Raw genomic sequence first — 20,015 nt, forward strand, 5'->3', positions numbered from 1 at the left:
CCGTGGTGTAGTGGTTAACATGCCTGCCTGTCACGCAGGAGATCGCCGGTTCGACCCCGGTCGGGACCGCCATTTATACAAAGAAAAGAACGAAACAACTTGTTTCGTATTTTTTTATTTATTTTTAAGTAAACTTATAAAGACAGTCAATCTTACCCTTAGGACAACTCCTAAGGTCTTTTTTATATGTTCAAAATGAAACAAAGTGAAAAAATCTGTATAATAAAGAGTAGAGAATATTGTGAGTAAGGTAGGTGAAACCTTTGAATAAATATGAAATAACGACAACCTCTTCTGAAGAGACACAGAACTTATCAGAAAGGTTGGGACAACTTGTTAGGGAACAAGATGTACTTATTTTAGAAGGAGATCTAGGTGCTGGCAAGACAACGTTTACGAAAGGTCTTGCAAAAGGTCTTGGTGTGAAACGAGTTGTAAATAGTCCGACATTCAATATTATTAAAGAGTACAAAGGGAGATTACCGCTATATCATATGGACGTGTATCGTTTAGCGGAAAGTGAAGAAGATTTAGGGTTTGATGAGTATTTTTATGGCGAAGGTATAACAGTAGTAGAATGGGCTCATTTAATTGAACCTTTCTTGCCAAATGAGAAATTAAAAATAAGCTTGTTCCATACAGGTGATGATACAAGAAGAATTGTATTAGAACCAAGTGGTGAACGTTATATTAGATTATGTGAGGAGCTATTACAAGATGAAAGTACTAGCAATTGATACTTCAAGTTATGTAATGGGAGTTTCTCTTATTGATGGAAATACTGTTGTCGGAGAAATCATTACGAATTTAACAAAGAATCATTCCGTGCGCCTTATGCCAGCTGTAGAAGAACTTTTAAAGGAATGTAATGTAAAACCGAAAGAGTTAGATAAAATTATTGTAGCTGCTGGCCCTGGATCTTATACAGGAGTTCGAATTGGTGTGACGGTTGCAAAGACATTAGCTTGGTCATTGCAAATACCGATTGTCGGCGTGTCTAGCTTAGAAGTAGTAGCTGCGAATGGAGCTAATTTTCAAGGGGTTATTTGTCCATTGTTTGATGGGCGTCGAGGACAAATTTATACGGGCTTGTATACATATAAAGAAGGTCAGCTATCTTCTATAGAAGATGATCGAATTGTTCTTATTGTTGATTGGTTGCAGATGTTAAAAGATAAGGGACAACCCGTTTTATTTATTGGCAATGATGTAGAACAACATAAAGAAACGATTGTAGAATATTTAGGAGAGCAAGCTGTGTTTGCTTCTTGTACAAAGAACAACCCAAGACCAAGTGAGTTAGCATTTTTAGGATTACAAAAAGAGGAGCAAAGTGTGCATACATTTGTTCCAAGTTACCTCCGCTTAGCAGAGGCAGAAGCAAAATGGCTAGAAAGTCAAAAAAAATAGGGGATATCAAAATGGATATTACATTTAGAAAAATGACGACTGATGATATTGCTCAAATTGTAGCAATTGAAGAAGCGTCATTCCCAACTCCTTGGACTGCTGATGCGTTTCATCGTGAATTGACGATGAATGAATATGCACATTATGTCGTAATAGAAAAAGACGATGTGGTAATTGGATACTGTGGATTATGGATTATTATTGACGAATCACATATTACGAACATAGCTATTTTGCCAGAATATCGAGGTCAAAAACTTGGGGATGCTTTGTTGAAAGAAGTAATGGATCAGGCAAAAGAAATGGGAGCAAAAACGATGACACTTGAAGTACGGGTGTCAAATGAAGTAGCGAAGCAGTTATACCGAAAGTATGGATTCCAAAATGGTGGGATTCGTAAACGATACTATACAGACAATTATGAAGATGGTCTTGTAATGTGGGTGAATATATAATGGAAAAAAATACGATTATACTTGGTATTGAAACGAGCTGTGATGAAACGGCTGTAGCGGTTGTTAAAAATGGAACAGAAATAGTGGCAAACGTTGTCGCTTCACAAATTGAAAGCCATAAGCGTTTTGGCGGAGTGGTGCCGGAGATTGCATCTCGTCATCATGTAGAACAAATCACAGTTGTATTAGAAGAAGCATTAAAAGAAGCGAACGTTACATTTGAAGATATTGATGCAATTGCTGTGACGGAAGGACCTGGTTTAGTAGGAGCACTTTTAATTGGTGTTAATGCTGCGAAGGCAGTTGCCTTCGCGCATAATATTCCTCTTGTTGGTGTTCATCATATTGCTGGGCATATTTATGCGAATCGTTTAGTAAAAGAACTACAATTCCCGTTGTTATCACTTGTTGTGTCTGGAGGACATACAGAACTTGTTTATATGAAAGAGCATGGTTCCTTTGAAGTAATTGGCGAAACGAGAGATGATGCAGCAGGAGAAGCATATGATAAAGTTGCACGTACATTATCTATGCCATATCCAGGTGGTCCTCATATTGACCGTCTTGCTCATGAAGGACAGCCAACGATTGATTTACCGCGTGCATGGCTAGAACCAGATTCGTATGATTTTAGCTTTAGTGGATTGAAATCAGCAGTTATCAACACTGTGCATAATGCAAAACAACGTGGGGAAGAAATTGCACCAGAGGATTTAGCAGCTAGCTTCCAAGCGAGTGTAATAGATGTACTAGTAACGAAAGCAGCGCGTGCAGCAGAAGCATATGGTGTAAAACAAGTGCTTCTTGCTGGAGGGGTTGCAGCGAATAAAGGACTTCGCGCTTCTTTAGAGGAAGAGTTTGCTAAGAAAGAGGATATTGAGCTAATCATTCCACCTTTATCATTGTGTACAGATAATGCAGCGATGATTGCAGCCGCAGGTACAATTGCATATGAGCAAGGAAAACGTGCAACATTGGCTTTAAATGCAAACCCAGGGTTAGACATTGAAGCATAGTTATACACAAAATTAACCACAACCTGTGGATAAAACCCATATTATTTGTTGATAATATGGGTTTTATTGTGTATATAAAATGTGGATAACTTTTTTATATTTTGGGGATAATGTGGAAAAGTTATTTTTGCGTTTATGTTATAAAGGTGAATATGTGTATAAAGTTGTGGATAAAACAGGTGAGGTCAGACCTTTGACGATTGTCCTTTTTATCCCGCTATTTGCGGGCAGTAGTACTCCCACCTCAAAATTCTGTGAAAGCAAAGAAGTTAAGTGGGAGATAAACTGCCCGTAAAAGCCCGATTGGTGCGGGCTGATAATCAGTAGGGGATGGAGAAAACCCCCCACTGATTAAAGTTTCACTTTATATGTAAAATATATTGCTTTTTTCGGATGAAAAAATAAACCAGGAAGTTGAATGATCTTCAACTTCCTGGTTTTTACTATTTAAGTATAGAGAATGTATTCTGCTATTCAAGAGCAATGATACCCCCACTTGAAGACTCTGCAAAAGCAAAGGAGTTAGACCGGGACAGATAGAAATTTCACTTTATACGTGTAATTCTTCCCATTCCGCCATGAATTTCTCTAGTTCTTCTTGTTTTGTTTGCTTTGCTGTTGTAATCTCACTAGCTCGTTCGTAGTCAGCGTATACTTCAGGCAGACAAAGCTCCTCTTCTAATTCTGCAATTTCTTCTTCTAACTTTGCAATGTTTTGTTCGATTTCCTCAATTTTCCGGATACGTTGTCGTTCCTGCTTTTTACGTTCTTTTTCTTCAAGATAGCTTAATTTTTCTTGAGCAATGCTTTTTTGAATAGGTGTATCATTTTCTTGCTGTTCAAATTCCGCACGTTCAATCATTTCATTTTTCTTTTCGATATAGTAGTCATAGTCACCTAAATATTCTTGTGCTCCTTCTGTTGATAACTCAACCACTGTAGTTGTTACACGGTTAATAAAATAACGATCATGGGAAACGAATAAAAGAGTTCCTGGATAATCAATTAAGGCATTTTCTAAAATCTCTTTACTGTTTAAGTCGAGATGGTTTGTTGGCTCATCGAGAATCAGTAGATTAGATTTTTGCATCATCAATTTTGCTAGAGCTAATCGAGCCTTTTGACCACCACTTAGGGAAGATACTGGCTTTAATACATCATCCCCTGTGAATAAAAAGTTACCGAGTATCGTGCGAATTTCTTTTTCTGGCTGAAGCGGATAATCATCCCATAGTTCGTTTAGAACACGCTTAGACGATGTTAAGTTTGCTTGCTCTTGATCATAATATCCAATAGAAACATTCGAACCGAAAGAAACTTCACCGCTTAATGTATTCAATTTATTCACAATCGATTTTAATAATGTAGATTTCCCAATACCGTTTGGACCGACTAGTGCGACACTATCACCGCGGGTTAAGCGCATATTTACATGCTCAATAATCGGCTCTTTGTCATATCCAATTGAAACATCTTTTACTTGTAATACATCGTTTCCACTTTGTTTTTCGATATCAAAGTGAAAGGATGCGGACTTAGAATCACCTGATGGCCTAGTCAGTAATTCCATTCGATCTAATTGTTTACGGCGACTTTGTGCGCGTTTTGTTGTAGATGCACGGGCAATGTTCTTTTGGACAAAGTCTTCGAGTTTAGCAATTTCCTCTTGTTGTTTCTCATAACGTTTCATTTCCTGCTCATATAGTGCAGCTTTTAAATCTAAATATTTACTGTAGTTACCAACATATCGTCTGCTTTCTTTATTAGAAATTTCATATACTTGTGTAACAAGCTTGTCTAAAAAGTAGCGATCGTGGGAAACGATTAAAATAGCTCCAGGATAGCCTTGTAAATATTGTTCAAGCCATGTTAATGTATCGATGTCTAAATGGTTTGTTGGTTCGTCCAAAATAAGTAAGTCTGGTTTTGTTAATAGTAGCTTCCCAAGAGCAAGTCTTGTTTTCTGTCCACCACTTAACGTAGAAATCGTTGTTTGGTGTGTTTCAACTGGAAAACCAAGTCCACTTAAAATGGAGCGAATATCAGCTTCATATTGATAACCACCTTGATCTTTGTAGTCTAACTGTAATTGATCATAATCAGCGAGTAATTTTTCGTACGTAGCAGCATTTGAAAAGTTCTCTTCCTTACCCATTTCCTGCTCTAACCTTCGAAGTTTCTTTTCCATTTGCTGCAGATGAGTAAAGACGGTAAGCATTTCATCCCAAATTGTTAAAGAAGTTTCTAAACCAGTATTTTGGGCTAAGTACCCAATTGAAACATCTTTTGGCTTTATAATTTCTCCACCGTCGTGAGATAGTTCACCGGCAATTATTTTTAATAATGTGGATTTTCCAGCACCATTTCGACCAACTAGTGCAATGCGATCCTTTGTTTGAACTTCCAATTTAATGTTTGCAAGAATTGTTTCAGCACCGTATAATTTTGAAAGCCCATTCACTTGTAATAAAATCAATGTTTTCACCTCAAATAATTTCTTAACTTTGCCATGTTTATATTTCTCAATCATACTAAAAATAGTGTATAGTTTAAAATAAAGAGAGAAGTCTTCTCTCTATTATACAAGGAAAGTCATAAGTGCTAAACTTCTGTATTTGTTTTAAGTCTATGAACAAAGATAGGAAGAGAGGAGAGGTTATATGGATCAGCAAAAGATTCCACAGGCCACTGCCAAACGATTGCCTCTATACTATCGATTTATCCAAAACTTATCTCTTTCTGGTAAGCAACGTGTTTCATCGGCAGAATTGAGTGAAGCGGTGAAGGTAGATTCCGCGACAATTCGAAGAGATTTTTCATATTTTGGAGCGTTAGGGAAAAAGGGATATGGGTATAATGTGAATTATTTACTATCATTTTTCCGAGAAACGCTCGATCAAGATGATATAACACGTGTAGCACTTATTGGAGTGGGTAATTTAGGGACCGCTTTCTTACATTACAATTTCACGAAAAATAATAATACAAAGATTGAAATGGCGTTTGATGTCAATGAAGAGAAAGTTGGAAAAGAAATCGGAGGAATTCCTGTATATCATTTAGATGAATTAGAAGAACGTTTAACAAATGATATACAAGTGGCAATATTAACAGTGCCTGCTACCGTTGCACAAGCTGTAGCGGATCGATTGGCCGAAACAAATGTACATGGAATTTTAAATTTTACACCGGCACGATTAAATGTTTCAGAAAATATAAGAATTCATCATATTGATTTAGCTGTAGAATTACAAACACTCGTTTATTTTTTGAAAAATTATCCACAATAAAACGCAGAGGAAATCCCTCTGCGTTTTATTATTGCTTTTTCTTTGTAAATTTGACTAAGATAAGTCGAAGTGCCAAATTAAAATCAATTGTTGCCATAGCAGCAAACAGCATTGTCCAAAAGTTCCAAATTGTATCTGTAACGTTCGTAATTGCGAAACGTGTAAAGACACATCCGAGAAGGAAATACAGTGCTGCCATGAACAATGGTGAGTTCCTCATATTTAAAATCCTCCGATAAATCCTTGCATTTTTTCTGCTTGTTTAATCATTTCTTGTATTTGTTCGTTACTTACTACTACTTGGGTTATTGCAACTAGTGAATTCATCGTAACGTGAGCCATAATAGGAACGATGATTCGTTTTGTTTTCACGTATAGAAAAGCGAAAACAAGTCCCATGGAAGTGTATACTAACAAATGTGTAAAATCAAAGTGAATTGCTGCAAAAACAAGTGAACTAATAATTGCCGCGATAAAGAAATTAAATCTTTTATAGAGTGTTCCAAATAAAATTTTTCTAAAGACAATCTCTTCTAAAATAGGGCCGATGATAGAGATAACAATAAGAAACCATGGAGTAGCTCTTGCTATTTCCATCAAATCTTGGGTATTTTGAGAACCGGGCTTAATCCCTAATAATCGCATTTCAATATTAGCTGCGATTACTTGAGCAAACATAGCTAAAAAGAAACCGATAAATATCCAGCCGATTGTAGCAGAAATACTAGCTCGCTTAGTATCTAAATGTCTTTCGCGGATATCGGTTCTAAGTAGCCAAAGTATAATACATAATGCAATAAAAAAGCTGATGATTGACCAGTGCCCAGCCATGATTTGTATTTTTTGCTCTCGTGAAACCGCCATATTATCGTATAGTCCTGTTTTGAAAAGGAGCCACACTCCAACAATTCCCGATAATTGCATCAGAATATATGTAACTATAATCCACCAATATTGTTTTTTCAAATTGGTTAACCATCCTTTCTAACTCTAGTTTATGAGATAAGGCGGGATAACATGTAAATATCCAGCCGGGGATACATAATAACTGTCCCTATTATTATTTTTTTGTAAATCTTTCATTGAAAGTGAAATTGGAGACAGGAAAAAGCTGTACCTATAGAGAAAACAACTTATGGTATCTTTCATATTGTAACATACGGTAAGTGGAAAAACTGATTCATATACAAAAGGCTTTCTTGAGAATGGTTATAACGATAACAGAATTATTTCCTTTAGGAAGTTGTATAGAAAAAGTTTATATAGTAATTTGCGAAAAAATTATGATTTTTTTACTTGCAAAAGAAAATTAGATTATTTATTATTATAAGTGTGTTAGCACTCAGTGTCTTCGAGTGCTAATAAAGAAAATTTACATAGAAAAATGAGGAGGTTATTGTTCATGCTAAAGCCATTAGGTGATCGCGTTGTAATTGAGCTTGTTCAAGCAGAAGAAAAAACAGCAAGTGGTATTGTATTACCAGACACTGCAAAAGAAAAACCACAAGAGGGTAAAGTTATTGCAGTAGGTACTGGTCGAGTGCTTGAAAATGGTGAGCGTGTTGCTTTAGAGGTAGCAGCAGGTGATCTTATCATCTTCTCAAAATATGCAGGTACTGAAGTGAAATATGAAGGTACAGACTACTTGATTTTACGTGAAAGTGACATTTTAGCAGTTATCGGTTAATTATATACATTTTAAAAATCCAAGGGGGTCAAATATTATGGCAAAAGATATTAAATTTAGTGAAGAAGCACGTCGTTCGATGCTTCGCGGTGTCGACACTCTTGCAAATGCAGTAAAAGTAACGCTTGGACCAAAAGGTCGTAACGTTGTACTTGAGAAAAAATTTGGTTCACCACTTATTACAAATGATGGTGTAACAATTGCGAAAGAAATTGAATTAGAAGATGCTTTCGAAAACATGGGTGCAAAATTAGTAGCAGAAGTTGCTAGCAAAACAAATGACGTAGCTGGTGACGGAACAACAACTGCAACTGTATTAGCACAAGCTATGATTCGTGAAGGTTTAAAAAACGTAACAGCTGGTGCGAACCCAATGGGTCTTCGTAAAGGTATCGAGAAAGCTGTTGTTGCAGCAGTAGAAGAATTAAAAACGATTTCTAAACCAATCGAAGGTAAATCTTCCATTGCACAAGTAGCTGCTATCTCTGCTGCTGATGAAGAAGTAGGTAAGTTAATTGCTGAAGCAATGGAGCGCGTTGGTAACGACGGCGTTATTACTTTAGAAGAATCTAAAGGGTTCACAACAGAATTAGATGTAGTAGAAGGTATGCAATTTGATCGTGGATATGCATCTCCTTACATGATCACTGATTCTGACAAAATGGAAGCTGTCCTTGATAACCCATACATCTTAATCACTGACAAAAAGATTTCTAACATTCAAGAAATCTTACCAGTGTTAGAGCAAGTGGTACAACAAGGTAAACCACTTCTTATCATTGCAGAAGATGTAGAAGGCGAAGCATTAGCTACATTAGTAGTAAACAAACTTCGTGGTACATTCAATGTAGTTGCTGTTAAAGCTCCTGGATTTGGTGACCGTCGTAAAGCAATGCTAGAAGATATTGCGATCTTAACTGGTGGTGAAGTAATCACTGAAGAATTAGGACGCGACTTAAAATCTGCTACAGTTGCATCTTTAGGACGCGCTGGTAAAGTGGTTGTAACGAAAGAAAACACAACTGTAGTAGAAGGTGTAGGTAGCACAGAACAAATCGAAGCTCGCATCGGTCAAATCCGTGCGCAATTAGAAGAAACAACTTCTGAATTCGATCGTGAAAAATTACAAGAGCGTCTTGCTAAACTTGCAGGTGGCGTAGCAGTAATTAAAGTAGGTGCAGCAACTGAAACTGAGTTAAAAGAGCGTAAACTTCGTATTGAAGATGCACTTAACTCAACTCGTGCAGCAGTAGAAGAAGGTATTGTTGCAGGTGGTGGTACTTCACTTATGAACGTATACACTAAAGTAGCTTCTATTTCAGCTGAAGGTGACGAAGCAACAGGTATTAACATTGTACTTCGTGCTTTAGAAGAGCCAGTTCGTCAAATCGCAATCAACGCTGGTCTAGAAGGATCTGTTGTTGTAGAACGCTTAAAAGGCGAAAAAGTAGGCGTTGGTTTCAACGCAGCAACTGGCGAATGGGTAAACATGCTTGAGTCTGGTATCGTAGACCCAGCAAAAGTAACTCGTTCTGCACTTCAAAACGCAGCATCTGTTGCAGCAATGTTCTTAACAACTGAAGCAGTTGTTGCTGACAAACCAGAAGAAGGCGGAAATGCAATGCCTGATATGTCTGGAATGGGCGGCATGGGCGGCATGGGCGGCATGATGTAATTTCATCCGCTGAACCTTTTCTGTGAAGCTGTTCAATGTATAAATAGTTAGTAAGAATAAGACTACTTCCTTAATAAAAGGAGGTAGTCTTTTTTGTGTTATTAAAATTTGCATACCAAGAATTTCTTGAAGACCGTAAGTTTAGAAATACGACGAAGGTAAATATTCAAAATTATAAGGTTCTCTTAGGTGGTTTTATTGATTACTGTCATGAGAATAATGTTTTGAATGTTGAAGAAGTAAAAAGTATTCATGTTAAGAGTTATTTGCGTTATTGCCAAGATAAAGGTAATTCTGCCAACACGATAAATACGAAGTTACAGAGGATTAGGGCGTTCTTTAACTACTTAGTAGAAGAAAGAATTATAAGCGAAAATGTAGCTTCTAAAATTAAACGTCAAAAAGTAGATGTGAAAATTAATGTTTTTAGTGATGAACAAATTAATCAGATGTTGGCGTATTATCGAGGACTTAGAAGAAGAGAGAAAAGTTATTTTGCATACAGAGGTTATATGTTGATAGTTACTTTTTTAGGGACTGGTATAAGACGAACGGAAATTATTAATTTGAAGTGGTCTGATATAGATTTCGAAAACTTAACTATGTCTGTTTACGGTAAGAGTAGAAAGAAGGAAATAATTTTTCTAACTGAAAAACTGGCTAAGGAGATTTCATCGTATTACCTGTTTTGCAAAAGGCATTTTGAAGAATTAAATGAGTACGTTTTTGTGAATCGAGATAATACACAAATGACGCAAAACTCAATTATGCTAGTATTTCAAAATTTGCAGCGAAAGATGAATTTTTCTGATGTGAGAGTATCACCACATACTTTTAGGCACACATTTTGCCATAGACTGGCTATGAGTGGAATGTCAGCCTTTGCTATTCAAAAGATGATGAGACACGAAAATATAGCCGTTACAATGCGTTACGTAGCTATGTGGGGGAATGAATTAAAAGAACAAAATGATAAACATAATCCATTAAATAACCTAGATATATAAAACAAAGAAAAAAGCCACCTACTGCAATAGGTGACTCAAAATTAAACGTTTAGATTTAAAACTAAATAACGGATATTCCGTACATTCAGCACTTGTATTATACCATTTTTCAAAAATGGATAGCAAGGGGTGTAGTTTCCTATTGTCTTCTTTTAGGTGTTAGTGCAGGATTTTCCGGACGTGGGAATGACCTAGCACCACGATAAATACTTGAACAGGTGAGAACCAGCCAACGTCAGAAAGTGGGTTCGTAGGCACGTTAGAAGCTTTCCTCGTTTGCTTGTGTCTAGTCTATGTGGAGAACGCACATAATCAGTTTGGTGGTTGCTTGGTGTATTAGGGTACAGGTAGCAACGAATAAGAAAGATATAACATTAGGTTCCGAGTAATTAAGGATATGTCAGCAGTACAATTCCTTTCCTAAGTTTTTCAGCATGTTGGACAAGCATGACATGTTAAAAGTTCGTTGTAGGTGAAAATCTAGCGTTCAAACGAGGTGTTACTATACGGATTCCTTAACCCGATAGACCATGAGAAGTGACAATGAACGTCTACTTTATGTTGCATTAACTTTTTGTTTTTTGCGATATAAGGTAGTCATTCTCTGCCCTAGCCGTTGTCCTGTGCCCTCATCCCATGATGAAATACAGACCGCCGATGTCAATACGTTTAATTACGATTTTATTGTAACTTCGAATAACGGCGATTGATGATAATTTATTAAATTAATAAGGAGACGATGTAATAAAGAGAATATGATAAAATAAGGGGCGGATGAAGAAATTTTATCCAATTTATACAACAGAGAGGAAATTACAACATGAAAGCAACTATAAAAAAAGTAATAATCCGTGGAACATTAGCGGCATCCTTACTCTTCTCGGGGTTTATGGTTTATAAGGTTAACAATTTATCAAGTAAAGTAAAAGAATTACAAACAGAAAATACGAAGTTAGTAAATACAGAAGGTGGAAAAGCATCGAAAAAATGGGATAGACAACCGGTTTGGGATTTTGTAAACAATGTAGCTGACTTACTAGTAGAAAGTCAAAAAACGGTACCGAATATTGCCACGATGGAACAACAGATGTCTAAATTAAAGAACGGATTTATAGAAATTCAGAAAGAGAAATTACCGAGAGATTATGAAACAGGAATTTATGCGGTTCTACATACGGCGGATTATGTGTATCAAACTCACAAAATCGGGATAGCAAACCCGAAAGACTCGGATTTATTAGATGAAAATATTAAAAAGCTATCGGTTATTTCAAATAAATACGAAGAAAAGAATAAGTAAAACAAGCAAGGAATATTGATATACAACAAAGGAGAAGTAGTAGCATGAAAAAAGTATTATTTACATTAACAACGGCGGCATTTCTAGTTACAGGATGTTCTTCTAGTGATTCTAGCCGTGTTAAGGAATTAACTAAGGAAATAGAGGAATTAAAGAAAACCGAGGGAGGAACAGCCTCGGAAGAGTGGGATAAACAACCGATAACAAATGTATTAGAAAAAGCGGAGGAAATAGTAAAAGAGTCAAAGATGGCAGTTCCGGACATTCTCACTATGAAACTTTCCTTAACAAGATTAAAATGGGAATTTTTAAATGTAAGAAGTGAAAGGCTACCGAGAGAGTATGAGGACGCCATTTTGGATGTTCTATTACAGGCCGATGCATTTATTGCCGGGTATGAACAAGATACGTTAATGGATAAAGACCCGGTAATTGAAAATCTAGAAAAAAGTATAAAAAAGGTACATACTACAGCTAAACGTTTTGAAAAGTAAAACAGTCAAATAAAATAGACATTGCAACCGAAGGGTGGCAGAAGACAATCAGTAATGCAATGTTACGTAAATCAAAAGATAATTGTCTTGAAATGCAACGCGGGTTATAGAAAAAGGGAAGGTAATAAAATATTGGTAAGGTTAGTATAGTGAAGGATAGATACAGGGAAGAATGGCTTGTAATAAGGGATTTTTGATATAAAATAGTGTACTACCCTTAACAAGTTGATAGGTTTGCAATCATTTCTGGCTTGAAAAAAGGGAAGCATTGAACGTATAATGAATGTAGAAATTATCAATGTATATTGAATGCCCATTGAATATACATTACTTTACAAAGAAAAAAGCATTATAAGTGCGGGAACACTTACAATGCTTACTATAAAACAAGGGTGAGACTAGTTAATAAGGTTTAGTACGCCGAACATCACGGTAAAAATGACCATTAAAACAGCACATAGTGCAGTTATTACTTGATGTGGTTTCATGTTCTCACCAACTTTCTATGAAGCTTTTCGTACGGGAATACGAAAGGCTTTTTTTCATACTTCTCTTATCTCCCGATATTAGCCATTAACTTGCACGGTTGGCATATTAATTTACTAGCAACTTAGAGTAAGAGAATTTGTTGCATGTTAATGCTGGGGTTTATTCCCTTCATTTCCTTGGGTTTCCCTAAATATTGTATTATGTTTCAAAACAAGACACAAGATATATGTATAAATTCTTTCTTTTTTTAACTTTTACTTTTCGACATAGCGAGTCGTTTTTTTCAATACAAAGACTATGAAACAACATTCTAAAACTCATGTCAATAAAGTGCTTTTCAAAAGAGTCGTCAACGAATTTAGCCATTTTCACAAAAATATTAACAATATTTTTGGTGAAGAAACGATAGATGCTAGAGAAATTTATTTCTCCACAATCACACAAAAAAGAACAGACGGTGAAAATCTTCATTTTTATTCTACTTGTCGACAATATTAAATTATCGTTTTTTAGTGCTATTTTTCCACACAGATTTTCAATGTGCCGCAATCTCCCGTTCCCTTTACTTAAAATATTCTACGTCTTTATTTATTCCAGATAACTCGAATTTTGATACATATGAAACATGTATAATTTTTTCACCTTCAATCCGAAAAATATCCCTTATAAACAAATGGTGAAAATTCATATCTGTACATAGCGGGGATTTTGGTACCCTCAAATAGGATTATATATAGTGCATTTTGTGATTAATTAGATTTGCATTTTAAGGTGTCTATCTTTCGATTTAAGCGTTTTAAAATGTATTAGAAAGCACAAAAAAACCGTTAAACATCAAAATATGACGTCTAACGGGAAGATTCTTGTTTATTCAATTATCGTTTTGTGACTAATTTCGAAATATCAAACAATCCATTCGCTGATAATCCGATTCCAGTTCCTATAAAAACACATTCTGAAATAGGGTATTGGTGTAATAGAAACATAGCTAAAATTCCAAGTAGAACCGATGATAACGGACTGAATCGTTTTGGTACATATTCATAGCGTTTAATCATTTCATTGATTCCAACAATTAAAGCCGTAATAAATCCTAATTCAATCATGAATATGATTCCCCTTTAATTAATTAATATTCTTTTAAAGTATTAAAGTCTTTTAAAGAAAAGATTAAGTTCTTTTAGTAGCACCCCTCCCGTTACCTATTTCGAAATATATAAGTAACCCCACCCGTTACCTATTCATAAATAGATAGGGGAAGGGTACTGTTACCTATTAATTTTCGATTAGTAACGTTAGGCGTTACCTATTGTTTACGTGTATATGAAGATTTCTCTGTTTATCTGAATATAATAGGTAGGCAGGTAATCCGCGTACAATTAATAGACGTTACTGATAAATTAGTACCGAATCGTGGTTCATACTTTTCCCTACGTCGTATTGGAATGTTGTTATGAGAATTTGTAAAAGTAGGAGGTAATTTGATGGATAAAAAGGATTTTACAGATATACAACAATTTATGGATAAGGAACTAGATGTCTTTTTCAATGTAATGACTGCACGTTTTGATAGATTAGAAAAACGCCTCGATAAGATTGATTCATCTTTAGATAAGTTGAACGATATCAGGGGAATGGTACAAGATGTCCGTTCGGATATGGAAGGAATCAAGGAAGATACCAAAGGTACCCTAAAATCATCTTACGATATACCGAAATAGCCCGTTTGATGTATGAAGCACAATATTTGTGCATTGTGATTGATAACATTGTGTATACCGCATAGAATCAGTGTTTTATGGGGTAGCGTAGCACAAGCGTACGTGTCCTATATTTTGTACTTATTAAAATGGAATATAATTCCTACAAGGGATTTTCTATTAAGCCCAAAAATTGTTACTTTAACAAACCCAGTCGTATCAAGGGTTCATTTTTTGTCACAAAAATTTAACATTTTATTTCTTGTAAAACATGCCCACAGCTTGTGATATAAGTAAAGAAAAGAACTTACAAACGAATTAATAAATGTTATAGATAATTTTAAAGCGTTTAGCTTTAATATGTTTTAATGAATAGGTCTGTTTATCTTGCGATAAAACGTTATAAAGATAAAAGATACAATTTGGACTAACGTCCTCATTGGGGCTATCGCCCTTGTTTGTTTAAAAGAAAAAGGATTAATTATCTATTTCCAACAAACTATAAGATAAATCATAGGTGCTACCTTTTCGTTTTGTTACTAAACTAATATTTCCTCTTTTGCCCGCGGCGTTTTGCTGTGGGTTCTTTTTTTATGCCTTCAAATAATTTTCTCATTTTGTGAAAAAAGTTACCGAATTCCCTTGTTAAATGTGCGTTTAGCCGGACATAAGGGTGAGGAAGTCTTGCACGCTTCCTCTAAAATCCAATCCTTTTGTTTCATGTTAAAGCAATTACTGGTTTCAATCTTTCTAAACTTGGGCGGCACTGTACGGAACAAGGCGAAGCCGCCCCGCCTTTCTATCAATCATAATTCAAATTCACATATAAAAACGGAGGTTATATCCAATGGAAAATACATTCAGAATCAATCGAAAAACAATTCGTTTTCTTCGTTCAATTAAAGGCGTGACGGTAGGACAATTAGCCGCAAAGAGTTATATCAGCTTTTCGTTATTGGAGAAAATTGAAAACGGCAGACGTAAGATTACACCATATGCGAACCATCGCATTGTAAAGGGGATTGCTAGTCTTGGTTATACAGCCGAAGAAATCATTGTAATCAATATGTTTGTTGAAGGGAAAGAAGGAAGTGGTGTCTTTGAAACAGCGTAAACTTACACCTCAACAATTAGAAATATTGACTCAAATATTCGAACGACAAAGGGCAGGCGAAACGTTAACAGCCATTGCAAAAGATATTGGAGTCGATAGACGTACTATTTATAACTGGAAAAAAAGTCTCGACTGGTTAGAAATGGAACGTCAATTAAAAGAAAAACTTATATCTGACGCGTATTACAGCGTTATGGATACCTTAGTTCGTCGGGCAATTGATGGAAAATCACCTAAGTTTATTGAGTTGTACTTGAAGACGCAAGGAAAACTCAAAGACGTTTCCGAGGTTCATACAAAACAAGAACTCAATATTACAAATGAAGTAACGCCTGATGTCCTTGCAGAGATTGATAAAATCCTTGCTGAACAGGGCGTATAGGAGGATATACATTTATGGAATTTAAAAACGCGGCTGAAAAGGCTGAAGCTATCATTACGAAGCATGAAGCTAAAGGACGAGAATTACGAAAAAAGGTTATTAAATTAGACGAAGACGTAATTCGTTTAGAAGGTGGGGTTCAAGCGGATTTCCAAAAAGCAGTTATGGAAGACCGTACACCAAATACGGCGTTACGTGAAGAGTTAAACCAGGCTAATGCGGAACGCGAAAGTATACGCAAGATGTTGCCGAATATGGAAGCTATTTTACAAGAAGCACTTGAAGCAATTCGCGGAGAAACCGAAGCAGATCGCGAAAGAATTTGTGAAGAAACACTTCCACAACAAAAAGAGATTGCGGTGAAATTAAAAGATGCGAAGCTTGCCTATCTACAATTGCTTGTTGAATATCGCAATTTGGTTGCGAAGCCTATGAACGAATTGGCTGAATTCGCTTCTATTGAACAACGTTTAAAAATGGAACGAGTTCCAGAATATGCTTATCGCATCATTCCTTTTAGAACGGATACATTTTATGAAACAGCGTTTCACCCGATTATGGCTGAAAGTGAAGTTGAAGGTGCTTATCTAGGACGTTTGAATTCTTTAGCACAACAATACATTAACGAAAAGAAGTAAATTAACTTAGGGGGATATTAATTATGACAAGAGAATTATCAAGTATGGAAAAAATAATGTTAGCTTACGGGGCTATTCAAGACCCGAATGTAGGTGAAAAAGAAATCGTTGAGGCTGTTACGAAGCAACCAGAGGTTAAAACGTTTGGGGAAATGCTTCAAGCTAACAACCCACGAAGTAATATCAATGCACACTTAAATGTACTTAATGGATATGCGAAGAACGTTGGGGAGAATGACCCAACCCTTCACAAAGATGCTAGACAAATTATGCGTCTTGAAGCAGAACGCGAAGCCCTTAATAGACGAGTGGAAGCTATTCATAACAAATATAAATAATAAGGGGAATGGACGGCATAGGCTGTCTGTTCCTCTCTTTTTTGTATATAAACGAATGGCTATTAGTCTATGAATCGTTAGGTCATCGCTACAGGGACGCTAGGGGGCTTAAAAAGAATTTTGTAATGTCCGTGAATTGTCCCAAATGCGTAACAGATTACATTTTGATATTTGAGTAGCGAAGCTGAAGAAATCCGTGTTATTACTAGATTTATAAGCAATCACAAAGGAATGTCGTTAAAGAAATTGTGAAAGGAAGCGGGGAGACATCGGGATTCCTTTCAAGACCATTTTGTATATCGTTGAATATTATATTCACAATAACTTCCTATAATGTCCAGTATGGTAACTTAGAATTAATCAGAAATACTGTTATAAAGAGATTCTTGTTTTTAAGGTTACTTACGCATTATGCAATTCTCATACATTGTTGTTAAATCAACGCTTTTAAAGGGGGAATCCCTAGTTTCTTCGCTATAAAATGAATAAACTGAAAGTTATGTTATTTTGTCCCCCCATTCATTTTGCGGGGTCTACTCTTTTATGGGGGCGGCACACTTAAAGCGGGGCTACATCGTTAACATCCCTACATCGTTTGTAAGACCCTTGTCCTAAACGGCAGGGCTATTTGTTATGGGCGAATACTATTGCAAGGCAAGGCGGACACTGGACGCTTATATCTGTACTCTATCACTATCTATTAATGAGTAAGTAATGCGGTAAAGCGTTGGACTTATGATGTGTTGTTATAGACATGCTATCGTCTATCCTACATTACAATCATTATTATTTAATACAATTATGCTGTCTCATAACTCCATCGTTATTGATACAACAAATAATGTTCTTTACTTACCTTTCGTAAGTATTTATAAATCAATGTTTCTTTTGTTTCAAAACTTTGTATCAAAACCTTTCTTCATTTCACATGTTTGAATTGCTTTATTTTGATTATTAATCTTCAAAAATAATTTATCCTATCTTCTACATGTCGACATTTTCATTGGAACTCTACAAGCAAATTATATATGTAAATTTTATCGAATAAAGAAAGATACCCCACCCAACGGGGGACGCCCCCTTAGTTTGCCGTGTAGGGCGTTCTAACAATACATAAATTAAATTTTAGCCGAAGACGAGAATCCACGCGATCAGTAATCGTTAAATAAAATTTTATAACAAAAATTACTCGAGTTTGAGAATTTGCATATCTTCGCTTTATGGCATCTAACGAATAAAAGGAATCCTGTTGCGGATGAATCGTTATTTTCTCTTTTTCTCAAATCGTATTATGCGTTATAAAGTTGAATTAAAAGGAAACTTGGCGAGACATAGCGAAGACATTTGTTTAGTAGATGGATTATCAAGCTTATTAATATCATATGAAGGGGTGTATGATGTGGAGGTACAAGAAGTAACAAGACGTCTGAATAATGGTAGTACATTGACGGAATTGGCGGAAGAATTAGCTGTTTGTGAAAATCAATTAAAAAATGCTTTGAGAGGATTGGGATATATATGTATAAATGGGCATTGGACATTTAGAGGCAACGTCGGTTTTCTGTTTAACAATAAGAACAAAGAAATATTTGAGTTTGTATCAAAAAAAGAAGAGGTTAACTTTACTTCTGAACAAATTTTGATGTTAAAACAGGTTGCTGATTACTATATAGAAGAAAAACAGATTCAAAAACTAAAAACCGAGATATCGAATGAAATTAATAAACTGCCCATCGAACAAGGAATTCGTGAAAAAATAATGATAAACAAAGGGATTTCGGAGAGATTGAATGCTTTTTTAGATAAATTAGAACTTCGTAAGTCGGATATTATTTCATTGGCTTTATCCGATTTTTTCAGTAAATATGAAGTTGATAAGGTAAAATAATTCTCATTAATCACAAGTTATGTGTCACAAAATTAAAGCACTTGTACGAATAGATTGTGTAAATTAAAAATTATCTATTCGGAGGAATATTATTATGCCTATTACTGTAAAAAATCAAGAAGCATTTATTATTGACGCCAACATTCGCGAATCTTATATGAATCGCGTGGACGTATTAGAAAAAGTGAAAGATTTATTATTGTTACCTAATTTAGAAATGGCGACTACAAATCAAGTTGCTGATTTTTATGAGACAAGTAAAACGGTAATCAGCACTTTAGTATTTGAACATAGGGAAGAATTGCTAGAAGACGGCTATCATAGTATGAAAGGGAAAGAACTGAAGGGAAAGTTAGACTATCAGAATTTCTGCAAGCCTAAAATCACTAACAAAAAAGGACATTTTACCGTTGAACATGGAGGACAGAACGCTGTTATAACTTATGGAGAAAATGGTCTTTTCCCACGCCGTGCAATCTTACGCGTTGGAATGCTATTACGAGACAGCCATGTTGCGAAAGAAGTTCGTACTCAACTATTGAACATCGAAGAAAAAGCGACACAAGAAGTTAAAGTCGCGGACATTAATGAAGAACAATCGTTGCAAATGGCGGTAGGTCAAGCGTTCATGTCAGGAGATATCAACGCATTAGCACATGCGTCTGAAAAATTAATAGAGTTTAAAAGTCGTCATATTACGGAAATTGAAAACAAGTTACAAGAACAAAAAGCAGTAATTCAAACGTTAGCTAAAGAAGAGATTCAATATAAAGACCCTAAAAAGCTTTTACGTAAACTTGTTAACCGTTATTCCACGCTTATTCATGGTACTATTCGTACAAATAAAGGCTGGAAAGACCTTTGCAGTCATCTTGTAAACAAGTTAGAGAACGGGATTAATCTGAAGACCCGAAGAACTATCGCAAGAAAAACTTATCCTAGGGCTTCATATATAAGTGTTATTAGGGATGAAGAATTTAAAATAATCATCCCTGCAATGGTAGGGATGTGTGAGAGTAGAGGAGTTAACGTTTCTGATATTATGAAAGATGCCCAAGAAGTAATAGTGTTACAAGAAGCAGCAATTTAATTCGTGTTTTTTATTTGTATAACGAAAAAAAGAACGCCTAAT

At 35.6% G+C, this 20,015-nt stretch carries 21 protein-coding genes and 1 pseudogene; 17 read left to right on the forward strand and 5 right to left on the reverse strand.

The genetic code is table 11. The features are described 5' to 3' along the window. Positions 1–263: 263 nt before the first annotated feature. Genes tsaE through tsaD form a run of 4 tightly spaced genes read left to right on the forward strand, consistent with a single transcriptional unit; the run spans position 264 to position 2,881 of the window. A complete protein-coding gene (gene tsaE, locus J4P91_RS25915; RefSeq protein WP_017150411.1) occupies positions 264–737 on the forward strand; it encodes a tRNA (adenosine(37)-N6)-threonylcarbamoyltransferase complex ATPase subunit type 1 TsaE in 474 nt (157 codons plus the stop codon). After that, positions 718–1,410, forward strand: coding sequence for a tRNA (adenosine(37)-N6)-threonylcarbamoyltransferase complex dimerization subunit type 1 TsaB (gene tsaB, locus J4P91_RS25920; RefSeq protein WP_207996360.1), 693 nt, complete (start codon positions 718–720; stop codon positions 1,408–1,410). The genes tsaE and tsaB overlap by 20 nt, the downstream gene beginning before the upstream one ends. Before the next feature lie 11 nt (positions 1,411–1,421). Further along, positions 1,422–1,865: a ribosomal protein S18-alanine N-acetyltransferase gene (gene rimI, locus J4P91_RS25925; protein WP_243764018.1), complete on the forward strand. Its 444-nt coding sequence runs from the start codon at positions 1,422–1,424 to the stop codon at positions 1,863–1,865. After that, positions 1,865–2,881, forward strand: a complete 1,017-nt coding sequence (gene tsaD / locus J4P91_RS25930; RefSeq protein WP_207996362.1) for a tRNA (adenosine(37)-N6)-threonylcarbamoyltransferase complex transferase subunit TsaD — start codon at positions 1,865–1,867, stop codon at positions 2,879–2,881. The genes rimI and tsaD overlap by 1 nt, the downstream gene beginning before the upstream one ends. Positions 2,882–3,431: 550 nt before the next feature. Here the strand turns inward: tsaD and J4P91_RS25935 are convergent. After that, complete coding sequence (locus tag J4P91_RS25935; RefSeq protein WP_207996363.1) at positions 3,432–5,357, reverse strand: ABC-F family ATP-binding cassette domain-containing protein; 1,926 nt, start codon at positions 5,355–5,357, stop codon at positions 3,432–3,434. A gap of 184 nt (positions 5,358–5,541) precedes the next feature. Here J4P91_RS25935 and J4P91_RS25940 point away from each other — a divergent pair, with 184 nt between their 5' ends. Further along, a complete protein-coding gene (locus J4P91_RS25940; protein WP_017150416.1) occupies positions 5,542–6,171 on the forward strand; it encodes a redox-sensing transcriptional repressor Rex in 630 nt (209 codons plus the stop codon). A gap of 28 nt (positions 6,172–6,199) precedes the next feature. Here the strand turns inward: J4P91_RS25940 and J4P91_RS25945 are convergent, their stop codons facing one another. Together J4P91_RS25945 and J4P91_RS25950 are read right to left on the reverse strand one after the other, a co-directional pair. After that, entirely contained in the window at positions 6,200–6,391 is a 192-nt protein-coding gene (locus J4P91_RS25945) for a YdiK family protein (RefSeq protein WP_207996364.1), read from the reverse strand. 2 nt (positions 6,392–6,393) lie between these two features. Beyond that, a complete protein-coding gene (locus J4P91_RS25950; RefSeq protein ID WP_207996365.1) occupies positions 6,394–7,137 on the reverse strand; it encodes a CPBP family intramembrane glutamic endopeptidase in 744 nt (247 codons plus the stop codon). Between the two features lie 436 nt (positions 7,138–7,573). Here J4P91_RS25950 and groES point away from each other — a divergent pair, with 436 nt between their 5' ends. From groES to J4P91_RS25975, 5 genes are all read left to right on the forward strand, one after another. After that, entirely contained in the window at positions 7,574–7,858 is a 285-nt protein-coding gene (gene groES / locus J4P91_RS25955) for a co-chaperone GroES (RefSeq protein WP_000917306.1), read from the forward strand. Between the two features lie 37 nt (positions 7,859–7,895). Then, positions 7,896–9,533 (forward strand): chaperonin GroEL, encoded by a 1,638-nt coding sequence (groL, locus tag J4P91_RS25960; RefSeq protein WP_207996366.1) that lies wholly within the window; start codon positions 7,896–7,898, stop codon positions 9,531–9,533. A gap of 95 nt (positions 9,534–9,628) precedes the next feature. Continuing rightward, positions 9,629–10,540, forward strand: a complete 912-nt coding sequence (locus J4P91_RS25965) for a tyrosine-type recombinase/integrase (protein WP_207996367.1) — start codon at positions 9,629–9,631, stop codon at positions 10,538–10,540. An 820-nt stretch (positions 10,541–11,360) separates the two neighbouring features. Next, on the forward strand, positions 11,361–11,840 hold the full coding sequence (locus J4P91_RS25970) for a hypothetical protein (protein WP_207996368.1): 480 nt from the start codon (positions 11,361–11,363) through the stop codon (positions 11,838–11,840). Between the two features lie 44 nt (positions 11,841–11,884). Next, entirely contained in the window at positions 11,885–12,334 is a 450-nt protein-coding gene (locus J4P91_RS25975; protein WP_207996369.1) for a hypothetical protein, read from the forward strand. Positions 12,335–13,385: 1,051 nt separating this feature from the next. Here J4P91_RS25975 and J4P91_RS29810 read toward each other — a convergent pair. Then, positions 13,386–13,484: pseudogene (locus tag J4P91_RS29810) on the reverse strand (class Ib ribonucleoside-diphosphate reductase assembly flavoprotein NrdI); the annotation flags it as partial. Between the two features lie 214 nt (positions 13,485–13,698). Next, positions 13,699–13,929 (reverse strand): hypothetical protein, encoded by a 231-nt coding sequence (locus J4P91_RS25980; protein WP_207996370.1) that lies wholly within the window; start codon positions 13,927–13,929, stop codon positions 13,699–13,701. Positions 13,930–14,307: 378 nt separating this feature from the next. Between J4P91_RS25980 and J4P91_RS25985 the strand changes: the two genes are divergently transcribed. The 7 genes from J4P91_RS25985 (at position 14,308) to J4P91_RS26015 (ending at position 19,973) form a co-directional block, all read left to right on the forward strand. After that, positions 14,308–14,544, forward strand: a complete 237-nt coding sequence (locus J4P91_RS25985) for a hypothetical protein (RefSeq protein WP_207996371.1) — start codon at positions 14,308–14,310, stop codon at positions 14,542–14,544. Positions 14,545–15,370: 826 nt separating this feature from the next. Further along, positions 15,371–15,637 carry a helix-turn-helix domain-containing protein gene (locus J4P91_RS25990; RefSeq protein WP_207996372.1) on the forward strand — a complete coding sequence of 89 codons (267 nt, stop codon included), beginning with the start codon at positions 15,371–15,373 and terminating at the stop codon, positions 15,635–15,637. Next, a complete protein-coding gene (locus J4P91_RS25995) occupies positions 15,624–16,019 on the forward strand; it encodes a phBC6A51 family helix-turn-helix protein (protein ID WP_207996373.1) in 396 nt (131 codons plus the stop codon). The genes J4P91_RS25990 and J4P91_RS25995 overlap by 14 nt, the downstream gene beginning before the upstream one ends. A 14-nt stretch (positions 16,020–16,033) precedes the next feature. After that, positions 16,034–16,657, forward strand: coding sequence for a hypothetical protein (locus tag J4P91_RS26000; RefSeq protein WP_207996374.1), 624 nt, complete (start codon positions 16,034–16,036; stop codon positions 16,655–16,657). Positions 16,658–16,680: 23 nt separating this feature from the next. Next, entirely contained in the window at positions 16,681–16,995 is a 315-nt protein-coding gene (locus J4P91_RS26005; protein ID WP_207996375.1) for a hypothetical protein, read from the forward strand. Positions 16,996–18,250: 1,255 nt separating this feature from the next. Further along, on the forward strand, positions 18,251–18,883 hold the full coding sequence (locus tag J4P91_RS26010) for a hypothetical protein (protein ID WP_207996376.1): 633 nt from the start codon (positions 18,251–18,253) through the stop codon (positions 18,881–18,883). A 94-nt stretch (positions 18,884–18,977) separates the two neighbouring features. Beyond that, a complete protein-coding gene (locus tag J4P91_RS26015; protein WP_207996377.1) occupies positions 18,978–19,973 on the forward strand; it encodes a hypothetical protein in 996 nt (331 codons plus the stop codon). Positions 19,974–20,015: the final 42 nt, after the last annotated feature.

This window comes from Bacillus sp. XF8 (assembly GCF_017498755.1).
In the GTDB taxonomy this organism is placed as follows: domain Bacteria; phylum Bacillota; class Bacilli; order Bacillales; family Bacillaceae_G; genus Bacillus_A; species Bacillus_A bingmayongensis.

Bases quoted from the DNA above. Each gene is read 5' to 3' on its own strand.
- tsaD (WP_207996362.1), top strand. From the start codon at position 1,865: ATGGAAAAAAATACGATTATACTTGGTATTGAAACGAGCTGTGATGAA.
- J4P91_RS25990 (WP_207996372.1), top strand. From the start codon at position 15,371: ATGGAAAATACATTCAGAATCAATCGAAAAACAATTCGTTTTCTTCGT.
- groL (WP_207996366.1), top strand. From the start codon at position 7,896: ATGGCAAAAGATATTAAATTTAGTGAAGAAGCACGTCGTTCGATGCTT.
- J4P91_RS26000 (WP_207996374.1), top strand. From the start codon at position 16,034: ATGGAATTTAAAAACGCGGCTGAAAAGGCTGAAGCTATCATTACGAAG.
- J4P91_RS25985 (WP_207996371.1), top strand. From the start codon at position 14,308: ATGGATAAAAAGGATTTTACAGATATACAACAATTTATGGATAAGGAA.
- J4P91_RS25970 (WP_207996368.1), top strand. From the start codon at position 11,361: ATGAAAGCAACTATAAAAAAAGTAATAATCCGTGGAACATTAGCGGCA.
- J4P91_RS25945 (WP_207996364.1), bottom strand. From the start codon at position 6,391: ATGAGGAACTCACCATTGTTCATGGCAGCACTGTATTTCCTTCTCGGA.
- J4P91_RS25940 (WP_017150416.1), top strand. From the start codon at position 5,542: ATGGATCAGCAAAAGATTCCACAGGCCACTGCCAAACGATTGCCTCTA.
- tsaB (WP_207996360.1), top strand. From the start codon at position 718: ATGAAAGTACTAGCAATTGATACTTCAAGTTATGTAATGGGAGTTTCT.
- groES (WP_000917306.1), top strand. From the start codon at position 7,574: ATGCTAAAGCCATTAGGTGATCGCGTTGTAATTGAGCTTGTTCAAGCA.
- J4P91_RS25980 (WP_207996370.1), bottom strand. From the start codon at position 13,929: ATGATTGAATTAGGATTTATTACGGCTTTAATTGTTGGAATCAATGAA.
- rimI (WP_243764018.1), top strand. From the start codon at position 1,422: ATGGATATTACATTTAGAAAAATGACGACTGATGATATTGCTCAAATT.
- J4P91_RS26010 (WP_207996376.1), top strand. From the start codon at position 18,251: ATGAATCGTTATTTTCTCTTTTTCTCAAATCGTATTATGCGTTATAAA.
- J4P91_RS25975 (WP_207996369.1), top strand. From the start codon at position 11,885: ATGAAAAAAGTATTATTTACATTAACAACGGCGGCATTTCTAGTTACA.
- J4P91_RS26015 (WP_207996377.1), top strand. From the start codon at position 18,978: ATGCCTATTACTGTAAAAAATCAAGAAGCATTTATTATTGACGCCAAC.
- J4P91_RS26005 (WP_207996375.1), top strand. From the start codon at position 16,681: ATGACAAGAGAATTATCAAGTATGGAAAAAATAATGTTAGCTTACGGG.